Here is a 16566-nt window from a genome sequence, read left to right as displayed (position 1 = left end):
TTTGAAAGCGTTTGCTGATATAAAATGACTTTCCTCCGTTTTTCTTTTCTTAGTTTCCTGAATATGTATAAATAAAGAGGAGATTCCATAAAAAACAATTATAGAAATAATCTTCAATAGTAAACATATAGAGTGTTCAAATATATATAGTGGATGACGATTGTGGGAGAGTGCAATATAGACAGCCACCAAGGAGCAAGTTCCAAAAAAACCCTTGGAACAAATCTCTCAGGTAAAAGAACCACAATGGGACGCAACTCTGGAGAGTGCGTTTTTAAAACGCCACCAAAGGGGAAGACTCTTTTCAGTATAGAGTTAAACTCTCAGGTAAAAGGACAGAGAAGGGAATGTTGCCATTACCCTTTTCTGTCCTGTTTTGCGTGCAAAACCAGGGGACATGTTATGGAGTGGCAGCAGTTATCTAAACAGAGAAGGAAATAAGAATGAGCTTGCAGAAATATGATCGAACCATTTTTGAGGCAATTGAAAACGAACGGAAACGGCAACATCAAACACTAGAGTTGATTTCATCAGAATACTTCGTCAGCCAAGAGTATTAGAAGCTATGGGCATAAATATGCAGAGGGTTATCCAGGAAAACGTTATTATGGCGGATGTGAATTTGTCGATGTGGTAGAACAAGCAGCTATTGAGCGCTTAACAAAGCTGTTTGGAGCTAAATATGCAAATGTTCAGCCTCACTCAGGTGCACAAGCAAATTTAGTGGTTTTTTCTCACTGCTTCAGCCTGGTGATAAAGTGATGGGAATGAACCTTTCACATGGCGGCCACTTAACTCATGGAAGTCCAGTCAGTGTTTCAGGAAAATGGTTTGAAGTTGTTTCTTATGGAGTTAGAGAAGATACCCAATTGATTGATTAGATGAGTTGGAAGCAATAGCAAAGAAAGAAAAACCTAAATTGATTATTGAAGGGATAAGTGCCTACCCAAGAACGATTAATTTTGCTCGATTTAGAGAAATAGCCGATCGAGTTGGAGCAAAACTTATGGTGGATATGGCTCATATAGCAGGGCTGGTGGCGGCTGGTCTTCACCCATCCCCAATCCCATATGCAGATGTTGTGACAAGTACCACTCATAAATCATTAAGAGGACCGCGGGGGGCATCATTTTAACGAACGATGAAGTAATTATCAAAGCGATTAATTAATCCGTATTCCCAGGAATTCAAGGCGGTCCACTTATGCATACATTGCAGCAAAAGCAGTTGCTGAATGCTTGGGAATAGAATTAGAGAGTCTTTTTGATATATGCATAATCACATTGATTGTTTTTGTTTTTTTTAAAGAAAAGGGTGGATAAATTAAAGGGGTATTGAAAAAGTAGTGTAGTTGAAGAAGACATATAAAGTAGACTTAACCCGCTCAAGTAGACAGCATCTACTCATTTATAATGTTAATCGTCAGTATCATTAGAACAATTATACAAATTAACAGGGGCGAAGTAATGAACACAAAATTACTATCAGAAATAGAAACTAAGATTAATTATTTGAAAGGCCGTTTGATTGTCATCGGAATGTTAAAAGGACTTTCTCATTCCGATACGATTAAAACTAGTCAAGAGTTAGATGAATGGTTGTATAAATATCAAATAATTAAATTCAACTGATCCATTATTCTGCGAAATCTTTCCCTACACTCTTTCCGTCACAGTTTTTGTGTCAAATACCAAATAAATATCTCTCTTATTTCATTGTCCCCGTTGAATAACAGGGATTTTTTTAATTGAATTAGAATGTATGAATATACTAACTGTGTTCTTTTAAAATGGTTACTTAACGATTATTTATTTTATTTCAAACCGGCTATTCACCGATATTGCTGGCTATACAGATCAAATTTTTGGATTAACTCACCTATTGGGCTTTAGCTGTACCAAGAATCAGAGATTTGTCAGATTCAAAGCTTTTTTCATAAGAGAAAGCAAGCGGGTATTCAAATTAAGGGTCCATTTTACGTGGCCAAATAACTATAAAAATTATTAAAGAAAATTATGAGGTGTTTTACGATTAGCTCATTCTATAAAAGAAGGTACTATCTCAGCATCACTTATTAAGGGGGAAATAGACTCTAACTCTAGGCAAAACAGTTTGGCTGCAGCTTTACGTGAAATGGGTTGAATCGAAAAGACTATTTTTATTCTTAATTACCTTACTAGTGAACTTTTAAGAAAAAAGATTCAAAAAGGCTTAAACAAAGGAGAAGCCATGAATGGAGTCACAAGAACTATTTTCTTTGGGAAACAAGGGGACGGAACGAAACACCTTCAATCATTGATAAAATACTTATTATTTTTAATCTATTGCATTATTAACAGTAAAGGCATGATCAGAGCCAATATCCTAAAATATCTGCCATCCTAAACCTAAAGCTATAAAGAAGGAATCCCTGTCATAATTTTATGATTCCAGTAAAATTTACCTTCCAGAAAACTCCGCCCAAAACAATTATTATTTATAGCCACATTGATAATTCTATCTGTTTAATAAAATCTATGTAAAACTCTCTTGTATCAAGAGAGTTTTTTGCATGAAAAGTTATTTAGCTAACCGGGAGCTTTGTTAACGTCGAGCTAAAAAGAGAGGTAAAAGGGTGATATGTTTGAATAAAAGTTGTTCACATTTCTCTTTTATAGACTTGCATTTACTTGATCCTGTTTGCGGACTGTTGTTAATACTTATGAAGATAAAAGCTGATGAGTTGGAGAAATAAAGAGCTGATTTACAAAATCTTAATATTTGGTTTATGTGGAATTAATGTTTTCAGATTATGATTAAACCGTAACAAACAGTAATAAACATTAAAGATTCCACACTAAATGGAGGCACTTTTTATGAATCGCACATTCAAGAAGAATTGTTACAAGTCTATTCAAGCTGTGATGTTAGGAGTGAGTGTACTGGGATTAGCTGCTTGTGGAGCTACTAATGAGGAGGCTGCTCCAGTGGTTAAGGATCCAAGTTCGTTAACCCTGAAAGAAATTGAAACAAAGGCAAAAGAAGAGGGGACTATTAATAGTGTCGGTATGCCTGATTCATGGGCTAACTGGGGAGAAACTTGGAATGAAGTGATGAAAAAATATACATTGAAACACAATGATACAGATTTGTCCAGTGCCGAAGAGATTGCCAAAATGGAATCTGAAGGAGAGAGTGCAACAGCTGATATCGGCGATGTAGGGATTTCCTTTGGGCCAATCGCGGAACAAAAAAAATTAACGATGCCATATAAAACTTCCTATTGGGACGAGGTACCTGAGTGGGCAAAAGATGACAATGGAGATTGGGTTGTTGGCTACCAAGGAACGATTGCATTCTTTACTAATAAAGAATTAGTAGATAACCCGCCTAAATCTTGGGATGACATATTAAAAGGGGATTATAAAGTAACTGTTGGAGATGTTCAGCGTGGTACACAGAATCAAATGGCCGTACTTGCTGCCGCTATCGCTAACGGCGGTGATGAAACAAATCTCCAACCAGGAATTGACTTTTTTGCTAAGCTTGCCAAGCAAGGCCGCCTTAGCTTAACTGATGCCAAGCCGGCTAACATCGAAAAAGGGGAAGTGGAAGTTGCCCTTGTTTGGGATTTCAATGCTCTTGGTTACGCTGACCAAATTAACCGCGATCAATTTGAAGTCACCATTCCAACTGAAGGTTCAGTCGTAAGCGGCTACGCAACTATTATTAACAAATTTGCAAAGCATCCGCATGCGGCGATGGCAACTAGAGAATATATCTTAAGCGATGAAGGACAAATTAATTTAGCTAAAGGATTTGCCCGTCCAATTCGCGATGTAGAACTTCCGAAAGAAGTAGCTGAAAAAATGGTTCCAGAAGAACAGTACAAAAATGCAAAACCAATTGAAGATTACAAAGCTTGGGAAGAAACGGCTAAAAATTTACCGCAGATTTGGCAAGAAGAGGTGTTAGTCCATGTCAAATAAAGTAATAGCAATTGTTGTTGATGGTATGAGATACGATAAAGCATGCGAAGCGCTGGGATTTATTCAGCATTTAGTTGAAACGAATCAAGCGTCACTTTACAAAGTTAAGTCGGAGCTTCCAAGTCTTTCCCGTCCATTATATGAAGTGTTGTTAACAGGTACGCCGGCTTCAATGAATGGGATTACGTCCAATCAAGCCGTTCGTTTATCTACTGAGAAAAGTCTCTTTCATCTTACGAAAGAAAACGGGTTAAGAAACGGAACAGTATCCTATTACTGGGTAAGCGAACTTTATAATCGTGCGCCATTCCATTTTATTGAAGACCGTGAGCAAGAAGATACATCCAATCCTATTCAATACGGAAAATTTTATTGGGACGATGACTATCCAGATAGTCATGTGTTAATGGATGCAGAAGCTTTACGCAGAAAGTATGACCCTCACTTTTTATATATTCATCCGCTCGGTGTAGATGTAAAAGGAGAAATTTTTGGCTCGGAATCAAAAGAATATCGTGAGCAAATCCTAAAAATGGGAAGCTTGTTGGCACAACTTTTGCCAATTTGGATCAAAGAAGGTTACCACATATTAATTACATCGGATCATGGCATGAGTGAATATGGCAACCATGGCGGCATAACTGATGGTGAACGTGATGTACCGCTCTTTATCATTAGTCCAAAAGTTGAGCCTGGCGTTTATGGTGAAGTGGTTCCGCAATTAGCTTTTGCACCTCTCGTTTGTGAACTATTAAATATTGAGCCGTCCGATAAAATGATTTCATATCAATTTCCAGGTCTGAAAGGAAAAGTTACCCTTTAAAAAATATACACTATTCAACATTAAAATGAAGAATGAAGATTGACTGGAATTGGTTTAACGAATGTACTGTTAGACCAATTCCCAAATTGTTAGAGAACATAGGGGAGCGAGAAGTCTTGCGAAAAATAAAAAAACAAAAAGTTTACTTATTAGCTCTTTTACTGCCATTTATTATGTTTGTGATTGGATTTGAAATAGGACCATTAGTGGCAATGATTAAAAATAGTTTTTATGCAGATGATGGAATTCAAGTTACGATTAATCAATACTTAACCATATTTAAAAGTGAATTTTACTTACAAGCCATTAAAAATAGCCTTGTCATTTCCTTATTTTCTGCTATAACTTCTGTGATTGTAGCAGTCATTGCAGCCTATTCGTTTACAAAGTTCTCTCAAAAAATACAAAACAGACTACTGATGATTACCAATATGACGTCGAACTTTGAAGGGATTCCCCTTTCATTTTCATATATTATATTACTTGGAAACAATGGGTTGTTTACGTTGCTTTTTGCCAAGATTGGTTGGGACCTGTTTGCAGATTTTAATTTATATTCCTGGACAGGCCTCATTCTTGTTTATATTTATTTTCAAATTCCGCTTGCCGTTATGCTCATTTACCCGTCTTATCAAGGAATTAAACAACAATGGAAAGAAGCCTCTTCATTATTAGGAGGGTCAACATTTTCATTTTGGCTTCGAATAGGGGTTCCAGTTCTTTTACCTAGTATTGTAGGTACATTCAGTATTTTGTTTGCTAATGCGATGGGAGCCTACGCTACAGCCTATGCATTGGTCGGCAGCAACTATAACATATTGTCATTGCAAATTGCTTCTCTAGTTGCTAGTGACGTTGCATTAAAGCCGCAGCTAGGTAGTGCTTTGGGAGTTCTTCTAGCAACGACCATGATAGGGGCGATGTGGTTCAATGAACGAATGATGCGTAGCGTTAGGAGGGATTTACGATGAAGTCTTCATTGACTTTTCATAAATTGTTTGTTGGATTACTAGTTATATATTTATTAATTCCGCTTGTAGGAACACTTTTATTCTCGATCGCTGGTAAATGGGATCATACCATTTTACCTGAGAGTTATACAATGAAATGGTATATTGAATTGTTTCAAGATGAACGGTTTTATGATGCTTTTCGACGAACGCTGTTTTTAATTGTCATGTCAGTAGGTCTTAGTGTTGTTATTATGCTTCCGACAATTTTTATTATCACGGTATATTTCAGTAAATGGGAAGGATTGCTCCAAGCCGCAGCCATGCTTCCTTATGGAGTTCCTCCCATTGTTGGAGCTGTTGGGTTAATCAAGCTATATTCTGCTGGACCGATTCAAATTGCCGGAACACCTTGGATTTTAATTGGTGCTTATTTCATAACCATTCTACCATTTATGTATCAAGGAATTCGTAACAGCCTTCGTACGCTTAATGCAGTACAACTTGTTGATGCAGCTGAATTACTCGGTGCCACAAAATTCAATGCGTTTCGTACAGTGGTGTTTCCAAATATTATATCTGGAATTTTAGTGTCTACCTTATTATCAGTCTCTCTTTTATTTAGTGAGTTTGCTTTTGCCAATTTGCTTGTCGGGGGCCGATTTGAAACCCTTCAAATTTATCTATCCGACAAACTAAACAGCAGTGGTCACTTAACAAGTGCAATTGTTATTACTTATTATTCAATGATTTTACTTTTAACGGGGACTGTATTAAAGCTTACGTTTAGAAACAAAAAAAATCCTATGGTGTCAAAATAAGAAGCGAATTCCTTCATTTTTTTAAGAAAAATACCGTCATAAAAATACTACTTTAGAAGGTGAAAACTAATGAGCTATGTAACCATCGACCAAGTTACTAAGGGATATGAAAATCAAGTCGTTTTAAATAATATTTCATTAACATTAAAAAAAGGTGAATTTGCTACACTTCTTGGGCAAAGCGGGTGCGGAAAAAGTACATTATTACGTTCCATTGCGGGACTTGAAGATGTTGATGTAGGAAGAATCTTAATTGATGGAAAAGATATTACTGATTTATCACCGCGTCAGCGTGAAGTCGGTATGGTGTTTCAGTCTTATGCGCTTTTCCCGAATATGAACGTTTTTGATAATATCGCGTACGGCCTTAAAATGAAGAAGGTAAAAAATATTAAGTCAAAAGTGAAAAATATGATTGATATGGTTGATTTAATAGGAAAAGAAGAGTCTTATCCTCATCAATTATCTGGTGGACAACAGCAGAGGGTTGCTCTTGCCCGTGCGCTTGTCATGGAGCCGAAAGTACTGCTTCTGGATGAGCCGTTAAGCGCATTGGATGCTAAAATTAGAAAAAGTCTGCAAAAAGAATTAAAGAGAATACAGAAAGAATTAGATATTACAACTATTTTTGTTACACATGATCAGGAAGAAGCAATGACGATGTCTGATCGAATTTTTGTCATGAATAAAGGACAAGTTGTACAATCCGGTTCTCCATCAGAAATTTATACTTCTCCAGTCAATACATTTGTTGCAAAATTTATCGGGAATTATAATGTCTGTAATATGGAAGTTTTCCGTAAACTTGTTCGCACCACAGAATTAAAAGGGAATGAAGTCGCCATTCGTCCAGAAGTTTTACAATTAGTTTCTGTTGGTGAGGACAGCTTGGACTTACAAGGGAACTGGGAAATTAATGGGTTTATTAAAGATGTTTCCATGGCAGGGAATATTTTAAGATATGAAGTAGAAACAGAGGAGTCCGCTTTTCATGTAGACTATCTTCACCACCGTGGGGAAATGTTTGAGCAAGGAGCACGAGTTCATATTCTTGTACCGAAGAAAGAATGCATTATTTTATAATTTCTTAATGATCGAGGGGGAGAAATATGTCTGTTTTACCCGAAGAAAGAAAGAATGAAATTTTAAAAGAACTTAACAAAATGGGAAAAGTAAAAGTTATCGAATTAGTTGATCAATTTAATGTTTCAGAGGAAACGATTCGACGCGATTTGATGATATTAGAGGAAAAAGGACTGTTAAAGAGGGTTTACGGTGGAGCGATTAAAACAGTCTTTGAATTTGAGGAGCCTCCATTTACACAGCGTACAACGGTGAATCAAGAAGCGAAAATCAAGGTTGGGAAAAAAGCAGTAGAACTCATTTCCAACGGAGATGTGATTGCCATTGATGTGGGTACAACCATGCTTGAATTTGCCCAGTGTATTGAAAATAAAAAAGACATTACCATTTTAACCAATTCTCTTCCTGTGTCGTCCGTGTTAACCGAATTGCTCAATCAAAATAAGTTTACAGGACAAATTCTATTACTAGGAGGACAAATTGATCCAAAGCATCAATCTATATGCGGGGGTCTCACTGAACAAATGTTAAATCAATTTAATATTGATAAAGCGTTCATTTCAGCTGGTGGTGTTTCCATTCAAAGTGGTGTTAGTAATTATCATTTACGTGAAACATTAGTTTCACGCAAGATGGTCGAGGTATCAAAGCAAGTTATATTGCTAACGGATTACTCTAAAATTGGTGTCGACACCTTTTGTAAAGTTTGTCCTCTAGAAAAAGTAGATGTGATTGTCTGCGAGAAACCATTTCCAGAGGAATGGAGAAATGATTCAAAATTAAGGGAAGTCAATTGGATTCAAGCATAGCCCATAAAAGGATATATCGAGATGGAAGAGGGGATACTCTCTTTTTTGATTGTATTTTTATTGATAGCTGGTAAAAAGCTAGAAAGAAATTAATAGATAGAATGAGAAAAGGAGCTATATAGCATGAGTTTCATTGCGATAGATTTAGACGGAACATTATTAAACGATCAGAATGAAATTAGTGAAGAAAATATAAAGGCGATTCAATATGCCCAAAATAGAGGCTTTGAAGTAGTTATTTCAACAGGACGGGCATATTTTGACGTTCAAACAATATGTGAAAAAGCGGGGATTTCCCCATTTATAATCGGGACAAATGGCGCAACCATTCATTCAAAAAGCGCAAAGTGCATTTCTTCTATTACGATAACTAAAGATCGTGTCGAATCTATTCTCCAATGGTTAGATGAACGGAATTATTATTACGAAGTGTTTACTGATAAGGCCATTTATACTCTTAAAAAGGGAAGAGAACATTTCCATAATGAGATTAAAAGTTTGAAAAGCGCAGATTTGAATCCAGATATGAAAGAATTAGTTGAAATAGCGGAAAGGCAATTTGACCAGTTTGGATATGTTTTAGTTGAAAACTATCATGATATCTTAAAAAAGGAGGAAGAATTTTATAACATTTTAGCATGTTCTTTTGATGAAAAGAAATTAGAGGAAGCCTGGAACCAATTCAAAAAGTTTGATGAGTTGATGGTTGTTTCATCTGCTGATCATAACATTGAAATTACTAGTAAAAGAGCTTCAAAAGGAATGGCCCTTGAAAAATTGGCTTTCTTGATGAATGGCTCATTAGATAAGGCTATGGCAATCGGGGACAGCAACAATGATTTATCCATGTTCCAGAAAGTTGGATACAGCGTAGCGATGGGAAATGCAAAAGATGTCATAAAAACTGTTTGTACAACGACAACCCTTAAAAATGATGAAAATGGGGTAGCTTATGCGATTTATCGATATATGGAGAACTTCGTGGTTCAAAAATAAGTGTCAATGCCAAAGGAGAGAGCGATAAAATGGCATGGATATATATCATAATGGCAGGACTTTTGGAAATTGTCTGGGTGATCGGTCTTAAATATTCACACGGATTCACCAAAATTATACCTAGTACAGTAACGGTTGTTATTATTATCTTTAGTTTCTTTTTACTTTCAAAAGCTTTACATTCAATACCCTTAGGAACTGGTTACGCCATTTTCACTGGACTGGGAACAGTGGGAACTGTAGTAACTGGGATGCTTTTTTTGGGTGAGACCATTAATCCACTGAAAGTATTTTTTATGGCTTTAATGATATTGGGTATAATTGGAATAAAAGTCAATCCAGCACAACCTGAACATTAAAGAATTGAACTGATTTATATAGGGGATGATTCAATGGCTTGGTTTTTTCTTATTATTGCCGGAATTGCCGAGATTGGTAGTGTTATAAGCCTGAAACGTGCAGACGGGTTTAAAAAATTGCTCCCCTCTGTAGCGTGCCTTTTTTTGGGGAGTTTAAGCTTTTATTTTCTATCCTTGTCATTAACTTCTCTTCCAGTGGGAACTGCTTATGCAATCTGGACCAGTATCGGCTCAGTTGGAAGTGTTTTAGCAGGAATGATCTTTTTTAATGAACCCAGAAGTTTAAGATTAAACCTATTTATAATGTGTATCATTGCAGGGGCCATAGGTATCAAAATGACTTCTGGACATTAAAATCAGAGTTTTAAATAGGAATAAGTGGATAAAGAAAAAAGGTACGATACCAATGGAGGAGAGAAGATATGAAAACTATTCAAGATTGGATAAAGGACTAAAAAAAAAGACCTTTAATTTAAGAAGCTAATAGATGACTCCCGTATGGTACGGGAGTCATTCTATTTAGGCTCCATTGGTAAAGAATTGTATTCTTCCATGTATGCTTAAATTGATTAGTATACCTCATCAAAATTACCAAAATGGTATGTTAAGCGGACCGGTAGGCGATTTCTTGCTGATAAAAAGTTCAAATCTCCATCTGAATATTTGAGGGGGGTTTTTGCAGCATCGATCATCGGAATGATTATATTTATTCTCTTACTTCATCAAGCTCTTAATGTATATGTTGGTATAACCTCTTCGCCTACAGTGCGATTATCATTACTCAAAAAGCTGTATTCTTTGCTCCTATTGAAGAAGTAGGAATCCCGAGAGAAATAAGTGGTGCAGCAGTTTCTATAGCCTGCTTAGTAGGATATGCCCCCTTCTATGTTTGCATTTATTCTATATGGAAGCATGTTAGATCGATCTCCAGGAATGGAAGGCTACAGACATGTCTTTTTAACAATGATTGCATTCGCGGTCATAGGTTTTATTATTAGTAGTTATTTAGTTAAAATCGTAAACAAGAAAAAAGAAAATCAACAAAATTTAGAAACAAAAGAAATAAATAATTAATTAAAGGTGGGTAAAAAAATGAAAATTGGATTAGAAACAGAAAGCTATCACTTGCAGTTTATTACAGGTCGAATGGATATTTTCGGTTTTATCAGAAAAACAGCTGAATTGGGATTAGACGGAGTCATGATCAATATTGTTCCATGGCCAGGGTTGCCAGGATGGGGCACTTTAGAATCATTTGAACCGGAGTATTTAGAGAGAGTAAGAAAGGAAATTCAAAAGTATGGATTTTTCGCTGAAATAGACACAAATGGAAGCGATCCGGAACATCTAAAAGAGGTCATTGACGCAGCACATAGAATCGGAGCGGATGTGATTCGCACGTATACATGCTTAGGAGAGTATGATCCGAAAAGATTGAAAAAAGCACCAGGAGATATCAAACAAATTGTACCATTATTAGAGAAATACAGGATAAAACTAGCTGTGGAAAATCATGAGGAAGAGTTAACAGATGAGGTTATTCAAATTATTAAGGAAGTCAACAGCCCTTGGGTTAGGGCTCATTGTGATGTGGGCAACGGCATGATGGCATGGGAAGATCCGGTTGAAGCTGTAAGAAAATTAGCACCATATGCAGTCACAACCCATTTTAAAGATCATATTATCATTCATGATGGCGAGGATTATAGGGTATGTGGTGTACCAGTAGGCACAGGCAATATTGATACAGAAGAATGTTTTAAAATACTGGTTGAGAAATCTACCCTAACTAGAATCAACGTTGAAATGTGTTTTCCATATGCCATCAATTTTAAGAGAGAGCTTGGTGCAGGCGGAGTATTTGCGGTTGGAGAAGGAGCTTTCAAAGTTGAACAACCTCCTTATGATTTAAGTGTCATTAAACCATTGGATTACTATTATCCTCCAAAAGAACTTTTAGAACAAATGATTGAAGATCAAGAAAAAGGTACAGAACAATCGGTTAAGTATACCCTTGCTTTACGCGAAAAATATTGCCGATAAATAATATGTAGAAAGCAGGGATCAAGAGTAAAGCTTCATTGCCTTACTCTTGCCCATTTTTACAAAGTGAAGAGGATGCCTTAAATTATCTCATAATCTATTGTTATTTTTTCGAAATAGCTGATTGTTGTATAAATTTGTTCATATAAAGGTGATATGTTTAAAATTAGTGCAGCAGTTCCAGCTTATGCTCTCTATTGGGTTGATTGGACTTATTATTGCGAACTTGAACTATACACCAGTCTTTGACATTATCGCCTATGTATTCTATCCATTTTCGTACTTACTTCAAATACCTGAGCCAATGGTTGTAGCAAAAGCAGTATCAATTGAGATAGCAGAAATGTTCTTACCTACATTATTAGTAGTAGAAATGCCTATTGCAACAGTTATACTGTCTTCTCTGCATTTCGGAACTTGATAATATGCAAATGTCACTTGGCTTTAGTGGTGAACGATCTGGATATCTAATGTCACATTCTTTTCAACCATTGAGCTTTCCATTCCAACCCTGTTATTAGGTATCTTTAAGTTTTACCTCAAGTATGGTTCCTGGCGTTAGTCATTTTAACAGCCATTTCATTAGTTCTTTCAGTATTCCCTTCTTAATAGAGAGACTCTTTTGATTGCCATCATTACTGTCACTTTGCTTTAAGACTTTCAACACACGGTTCTTTAATAAGAGTCGCATGTCTTGTTGAAGTAACGGATACGTAGGTCAAGAAGACATTAATAACTAACGCATTAAACCAGCCACTTTCAATTAAGAGAGGGGCTTTATCTTATTCTACAAGTGATTTTTGACTATTTCTACACTTGTACTGATTCAGTATGGACTTATAATGTTTCGTCCTGCCTTGAATTTTTTTGTAAAAGGTCACGGATTTCCTTTAAATACTGCTCGGTTGCCGGTACCACTTCTATTACCTCTTCCTCTTTGGCTTGTTTTTTTCTAATAATAGAATTCGCTATCTTCATAAACATGAAAATCGCAAACGAAATAATCAAGAAATCAATCACAGCTTGAACAAATATACCGTATTTAAGAACTGCGTTTCCAACTTTAATGGTTAACGAAGAAACATTGATCCCCCCTAATATAATTCCAACTAGCGGTGTGATAATATTTTCGACTAGTGATGAAACGATTTTCCCAAACGCAGCACCCATCACTACAGCTATAGCAAGATCGAGAACGTTTCCTTTAGTTATAAACTCCCTGAATTCCTTTATCATCATAACTACACCTTTCTTTTTTAATTGATAAAAGCATATCAGAAACATGGTGAAAATTGAATAGAGTAAGAGGTATCTATTATTTCCAAAGATAGGAACAAGCATCCGTTTAATCTTTTGAATCCTTTAATATGTAGCAATGCAATGACAGCAATCCAATCAAAGGGGATAGAACTCCAGTTATCATCAAAAAACGTAACAAGGCCCTAATTAAAGCAGATTATGGATGGATTTAATGGTCCTAGAAATCAGCACTAATTAAAGCTTTACAAATATAACAAAAAGTGAATTCAATGAAAAATGTTATGGAAGGTAGATGGGGTAAGAGTAAGGCAGCAATCATCACAGTCTGGAATGAAGGTAAAGCAGCTTTCACTAATTTGTTTACTTCATAACAAAGAGGATGAATATAAATGGATTTGAATGGCGATAATTATATTATTGTACTACCCCCTAAGTGGTACTCCTCCATTGTTAAAAGCCCTTCTCTTAATCGAGAGGGCTTTTTTTGTTTTGTGCTTTGTTAATTATTTTGTTGAGATTCGATAAAAATCAAAAGGATCAAATTGGTCCTTTTGGGGTAGCTTTTTTGACTGCATTTAAATTGATTTGAATTTTTTATATTTCAGTCCAACCAAAAATATTAGGGGAGAACCTATTATGGTTGGAAGAAACCAAAAAATTAATGGATTCCATTCATTCAAGATAGTTATATTGGATACATTAACTACAAGAATTGCTGTACAAATAGCAATATAGGAACCGAGCATCCCGCTTATATGAGATGTAATCCAGTTTTTCCATTTCTTCTTAGCAGATACATAGCCTATAAATGCGAAAGAATATGAGAATATCCCAATGAAAAATAAATAGGCACTGCTTTCCCAATTCAAAATTGCCATTGTCAGGGATGTGACAAAAACAACAACGTACGCGCTATGATATATTTCACCAAAGGTTGTATGCTTACCTCTTTTTTTCTTTGAAGACATAGCACCTATTCCACTAATAAGACAGATTGCTCCAGCAAAAATATGAATGAACAGAATGATCCTAAAGATAAGCAACTTTCCCCTCGTAACTATTGATTATTAATTAATATGTTATCACAATTCAAATATTTACCATGAATTTAATCTGCAAAAATCAAACCACTTATGAAGAGGTTGAGTTTCTATACAATCGAGTATCCTTCTTTCCGGAAATTTCTATTAAGCAATCAAGAAAGGGGCCAGGCGCTGTATTTGTGACTGAAAGTCCCAGTAATCTGGTTTTTTATTTATATCATTGAGAATAAAGAGGAGGGCGGCATCAGAATGTCGTTCTTTTTATGGATAAAGGAGGAAATTAAGGTTCGTTTGAAGAATGTTTTTTACAAATGGGGGTGGAGTAATTGCGACAAAATATTGAACAGGATTTATCTAAAGAGGATATTTTAAGAATGATTGTTAAACACCTTGAAGTATTCCCGTTGACTAGTCTAGTGGCTATCCGAGAAGTGATTGGAAGTTCATTAAAACAACGGGGTTTAATAGGAGGGATAACTCAAACAGGAGCCGCTACAATAACATTTAACCGGAAAATATCAGACGATGATATCCAGTTAATGAATGATTGTATTTACGACCTTTTATATAGCCGCGTTATCCAACCTGGTATTAATGATGATAATCTAGATTTACCATGGATTCATGTTTCTGATAAAGATAAACTTAAAAAGTACCTAAAATGAAAAGTATAGTCCGACATAACAGGGAATTATTACAACCGTGAAAAATTGCCCCCTATAATGTGGATTACAGAAATACCAAGAAGAGTATTGTGAATGGTTGGAGGCAGTTAGTGGCTGCCTAAGATGTTAACTGCTAAACATTGTAAAAGCCCTTCTCTTATTCGAGAGGGGCCTAATTGGTTTGGAATATCCAAATTCGATAAATGCAATTTAATAAAAAACAATATTCCATACTTAATTAATTGTATGTTTCACCAGTAAGATGGGATTCAAACATATCGATAATTGCAAGGAAACGTTCGGCTTCACGGAAAACGTGATCTGCCAATAGTGGATGGATAATGCTCTTGATTTTGCATTCTTCGATTAAATCTCTGGCAGTTTTCTTAAAGTCTCGAAGTGATACTACTGAAACACGATTCTGATCTAGAAATTGATCCAAAAGAGGGACGGTTTGAGATTGCGGTTTCATGGACTCTAAGTCAACAGCCTGAAAGACTAATTGGTCAAAATCATTACTGAAGTTTCGTGCCATATCTACAAGCTTTCTTTCCGATGGATCAAGGAGATGTCCGATAAATTTTGCATGATCAGCCATTATCCTTAAAAAGAATACATTTTCTTTGATGATAGCATCTTCAAGTGGTTTCAATTTACCCTCATTTAATTCTTTTAATCTCTTTCTAAAATAATTGGCTTCCCGGCTTGTATGGTCGACCAAAAGTGGGAAATTGTTTGCACCAGGCAATTTACAGGTAAGTATTAATCCCAATACCTTCCTTTTGAAAAAAAATATGCCTGTAGCAGCTTGTTGCACTTCCGCATTAAATCTTCTAATCTGTTCTGGGTCAGTTTGATTTGTAAATGAATGGGATTGCTGTTCTATCCGTTCAAATAAATGATAAAACTGATTGGCTTCCTCAATTAGCTGTGTATCTTCACATCTAAAACCAAGTCTTAGAAATAACGAGTGTTCCTTCATTATTCTTGACCAAAAACGAATCTCATCTAAGGAACGTTCTACAAACATCGCAGAGTTATTTCGCATATTAGCTTCCGGTGTGTTCTCACTCATAACTAAAGCCCCCTTTATTAAACCATCCTTAAAATCTTATTAACAAGTGGGACATTTTATACTACCTTCATTACAAATAAAGATACAAATAAATCTATCTTGTCTATTAAATGATGGCCTTATATTAGTTAAGTAAAAAAGAAAGAGCTCAACAAGTATCCTTAAAGGACTTGTACCGGCTAGATGATGAACATGCCTGTCACCCAAAATCCTGTATCTTAGCAGATACTATTTAAAGATTCTTAATGGATAATTAAAGGGCTCATACCAAACTGTATATGATAGTTGGTGAATATTTTTTTCTGATATGATGCAAATACGATAAAGAAAAAAGTGGATATTTTATGGGGATAGCTAATTTTTCTAAATTCATTCAATATAAGGACTTAATTAATTCTTTACCCATACAGATGAAATGATACGGAGCGAGCCATTCTTGCTTGAAAGAGATGAAAGAAAAAAATGGAAATCTATTATGCACCTTTCCAATATGTAAATGAACGAGCCAAAGTGGTGATTGTTGGAATCACTCCTGGTTTACATCAAATGAAGAAATCCTATACTACCGTGATCAATGCAAAAGGCCATATACACGATGATGAAGAGATCCTACACGAAGTAAAAAGAATTCAAGCTATGAAGGAACTATGAGAAAAAATTTGGTTCAAATG

16 protein-coding genes, 3 pseudogenes and 2 riboswitches are annotated in these 16566 nt (G+C 35.7%); of the genes and pseudogenes, 16 read left to right on the top strand and 3 right to left on the bottom strand.

Going from position 1 to position 16566, the window contains the following annotated elements; genetic code table 11:
- Window positions 1–153: 153 nt before the first annotated feature.
- Window positions 154–254: riboswitch (glycine riboswitch) on the top strand.
- Window positions 255–348, top strand: a riboswitch (glycine riboswitch).
- A gap of 95 nt (window positions 349–443) precedes the next feature.
- The 14 genes and pseudogenes from glyA to QUF86_RS28990 all read left to right on the top strand — a co-directional run.
- Window positions 444–1232 (top strand): annotated as a pseudogene (gene glyA, locus QUF86_RS23290) (serine hydroxymethyltransferase); the annotation flags it as partial.
- Window positions 1233–1466: 234 nt separating this feature from the next.
- Window positions 1467–1631: an aspartyl-phosphate phosphatase Spo0E family protein gene (locus QUF86_RS23285; protein ID WP_289316987.1), complete on the top strand. Its 165-nt coding sequence runs from the start codon at window positions 1467–1469 to the stop codon at window positions 1629–1631.
- A 199-nt stretch (window positions 1632–1830) separates the two neighbouring features.
- Window positions 1831–2274: pseudogene (locus tag QUF86_RS23280) on the top strand (Tn3 family transposase); the annotation flags it as partial.
- A gap of 581 nt (window positions 2275–2855) precedes the next feature.
- A complete protein-coding gene (locus QUF86_RS23275; RefSeq protein ID WP_289316986.1) occupies window positions 2856–3968 on the top strand; it encodes an ABC transporter substrate-binding protein in 1113 nt (370 codons plus the stop codon).
- The gene (locus QUF86_RS23270; protein ID WP_289316985.1) at window positions 3958–4791 is read left to right on the top strand and encodes an alkaline phosphatase family protein; all 834 of its coding nucleotides are present in this window, start codon (window positions 3958–3960) and stop codon (window positions 4789–4791) included. Before QUF86_RS23275 ends, QUF86_RS23270 begins: the two co-directional genes overlap by 11 nt.
- Before the next feature lie 116 nt (window positions 4792–4907).
- A complete protein-coding gene (locus tag QUF86_RS23265; protein WP_289316984.1) occupies window positions 4908–5762 on the top strand; it encodes an ABC transporter permease in 855 nt (284 codons plus the stop codon).
- Entirely contained in the window at window positions 5759–6562 is an 804-nt protein-coding gene (locus QUF86_RS23260) for an ABC transporter permease (protein WP_289335835.1), read from the top strand. The genes QUF86_RS23265 and QUF86_RS23260 overlap by 4 nt, the downstream gene beginning before the upstream one ends.
- A 69-nt stretch (window positions 6563–6631) precedes the next feature.
- The gene (locus QUF86_RS23255) at window positions 6632–7645 is read left to right on the top strand and encodes an ABC transporter ATP-binding protein (RefSeq protein ID WP_289335834.1); all 1014 of its coding nucleotides are present in this window, start codon (window positions 6632–6634) and stop codon (window positions 7643–7645) included.
- Between the two features lie 26 nt (window positions 7646–7671).
- Window positions 7672–8454: a DeoR/GlpR family DNA-binding transcription regulator gene (locus QUF86_RS23250; protein ID WP_289335833.1), complete on the top strand. Its 783-nt coding sequence runs from the start codon at window positions 7672–7674 to the stop codon at window positions 8452–8454.
- A gap of 123 nt (window positions 8455–8577) precedes the next feature.
- The gene (locus tag QUF86_RS23245; protein WP_289316980.1) at window positions 8578–9450 is read left to right on the top strand and encodes a Cof-type HAD-IIB family hydrolase; all 873 of its coding nucleotides are present in this window, start codon (window positions 8578–8580) and stop codon (window positions 9448–9450) included.
- A 29-nt stretch (window positions 9451–9479) separates the two neighbouring features.
- Window positions 9480–9809 carry a DMT family transporter gene (locus QUF86_RS23240; protein ID WP_289335832.1) on the top strand — a complete coding sequence of 110 codons (330 nt, stop codon included), beginning with the start codon at window positions 9480–9482 and terminating at the stop codon, window positions 9807–9809.
- A 33-nt stretch (window positions 9810–9842) separates the two neighbouring features.
- Window positions 9843–10163 carry a DMT family transporter gene (locus QUF86_RS23235; protein WP_289335831.1) on the top strand — a complete coding sequence of 107 codons (321 nt, stop codon included), beginning with the start codon at window positions 9843–9845 and terminating at the stop codon, window positions 10161–10163.
- Between the two features lie 738 nt (window positions 10164–10901).
- Window positions 10902–11852 (top strand): sugar phosphate isomerase/epimerase family protein, encoded by a 951-nt coding sequence (locus QUF86_RS23230; protein WP_289335830.1) that lies wholly within the window; start codon window positions 10902–10904, stop codon window positions 11850–11852.
- Window positions 11853–12039: 187 nt separating this feature from the next.
- Window positions 12040–12240: pseudogene (locus QUF86_RS28990) on the top strand (YjiH family protein); the annotation flags it as partial.
- 449 nt (window positions 12241–12689) lie between these two features.
- Here the strand turns inward: QUF86_RS28990 and mscL are convergent.
- Together mscL and QUF86_RS23220 are read right to left on the bottom strand one after the other, a co-directional pair.
- A complete protein-coding gene (gene mscL / locus QUF86_RS23225; RefSeq protein WP_289324493.1) occupies window positions 12690–13088 on the bottom strand; it encodes a large conductance mechanosensitive channel protein MscL in 399 nt (132 codons plus the stop codon).
- Between the two features lie 599 nt (window positions 13089–13687).
- On the bottom strand, window positions 13688–14155 hold the full coding sequence (locus QUF86_RS23220) for a DUF2306 domain-containing protein (RefSeq protein ID WP_289335829.1): 468 nt from the start codon (window positions 14153–14155) through the stop codon (window positions 13688–13690).
- A 326-nt stretch (window positions 14156–14481) separates the two neighbouring features.
- Here QUF86_RS23220 and QUF86_RS23215 point away from each other — a divergent pair, with 326 nt between their 5' ends.
- The gene (locus QUF86_RS23215) at window positions 14482–14820 is read left to right on the top strand and encodes a hypothetical protein (RefSeq protein WP_289335828.1); all 339 of its coding nucleotides are present in this window, start codon (window positions 14482–14484) and stop codon (window positions 14818–14820) included.
- Between the two features lie 238 nt (window positions 14821–15058).
- Here QUF86_RS23215 and QUF86_RS23210 read toward each other — a convergent pair whose 3' ends face one another.
- Entirely contained in the window at window positions 15059–15895 is an 837-nt protein-coding gene (locus QUF86_RS23210) for a DUF2935 domain-containing protein (protein WP_289335827.1), read from the bottom strand.
- A gap of 462 nt (window positions 15896–16357) precedes the next feature.
- Between QUF86_RS23210 and QUF86_RS23205 the strand changes: the two genes are divergently transcribed.
- On the top strand, window positions 16358–16546 hold the full coding sequence (locus tag QUF86_RS23205; protein ID WP_289316972.1) for a hypothetical protein: 189 nt from the start codon (window positions 16358–16360) through the stop codon (window positions 16544–16546).
- Window positions 16547–16566: the final 20 nt, after the last annotated feature.

The sequence above is a fragment of the Peribacillus sp. NJ11 genome (genome assembly GCF_030348405.1).
Taxonomy (GTDB): domain Bacteria; phylum Bacillota; class Bacilli; order Bacillales; family DSM-1321; genus Peribacillus.
This window is presented reverse-complemented; position numbering and strand designations above follow the sequence as displayed.

Bases quoted from the DNA above. Each gene is read 5' to 3' on its own strand.
- QUF86_RS23285 (WP_289316987.1), top strand. From the start codon at position 1,467: ATGAACACAAAATTACTATCAGAAATAGAAACTAAGATTAATTATTTG.
- QUF86_RS23275 (WP_289316986.1), top strand. From the start codon at position 2,856: ATGAATCGCACATTCAAGAAGAATTGTTACAAGTCTATTCAAGCTGTG.
- QUF86_RS23270 (WP_289316985.1), top strand. From the start codon at position 3,958: ATGTCAAATAAAGTAATAGCAATTGTTGTTGATGGTATGAGATACGAT.
- QUF86_RS23260 (WP_289335835.1), top strand. From the start codon at position 5,759: ATGAAGTCTTCATTGACTTTTCATAAATTGTTTGTTGGATTACTAGTT.
- QUF86_RS23255 (WP_289335834.1), top strand. From the start codon at position 6,632: ATGAGCTATGTAACCATCGACCAAGTTACTAAGGGATATGAAAATCAA.
- QUF86_RS23250 (WP_289335833.1), top strand. From the start codon at position 7,672: ATGTCTGTTTTACCCGAAGAAAGAAAGAATGAAATTTTAAAAGAACTT.
- QUF86_RS23245 (WP_289316980.1), top strand. From the start codon at position 8,578: ATGAGTTTCATTGCGATAGATTTAGACGGAACATTATTAAACGATCAG.
- QUF86_RS23240 (WP_289335832.1), top strand. From the start codon at position 9,480: ATGGCATGGATATATATCATAATGGCAGGACTTTTGGAAATTGTCTGG.
- QUF86_RS23235 (WP_289335831.1), top strand. From the start codon at position 9,843: ATGGCTTGGTTTTTTCTTATTATTGCCGGAATTGCCGAGATTGGTAGT.
- QUF86_RS23230 (WP_289335830.1), top strand. From the start codon at position 10,902: ATGAAAATTGGATTAGAAACAGAAAGCTATCACTTGCAGTTTATTACA.
- mscL (WP_289324493.1), bottom strand. From the start codon at position 13,088: ATGATAAAGGAATTCAGGGAGTTTATAACTAAAGGAAACGTTCTCGAT.
- QUF86_RS23210 (WP_289335827.1), bottom strand. From the start codon at position 15,895: ATGAGTGAGAACACACCGGAAGCTAATATGCGAAATAACTCTGCGATG.
- QUF86_RS23205 (WP_289316972.1), top strand. From the start codon at position 16,358: ATGGAAATCTATTATGCACCTTTCCAATATGTAAATGAACGAGCCAAA.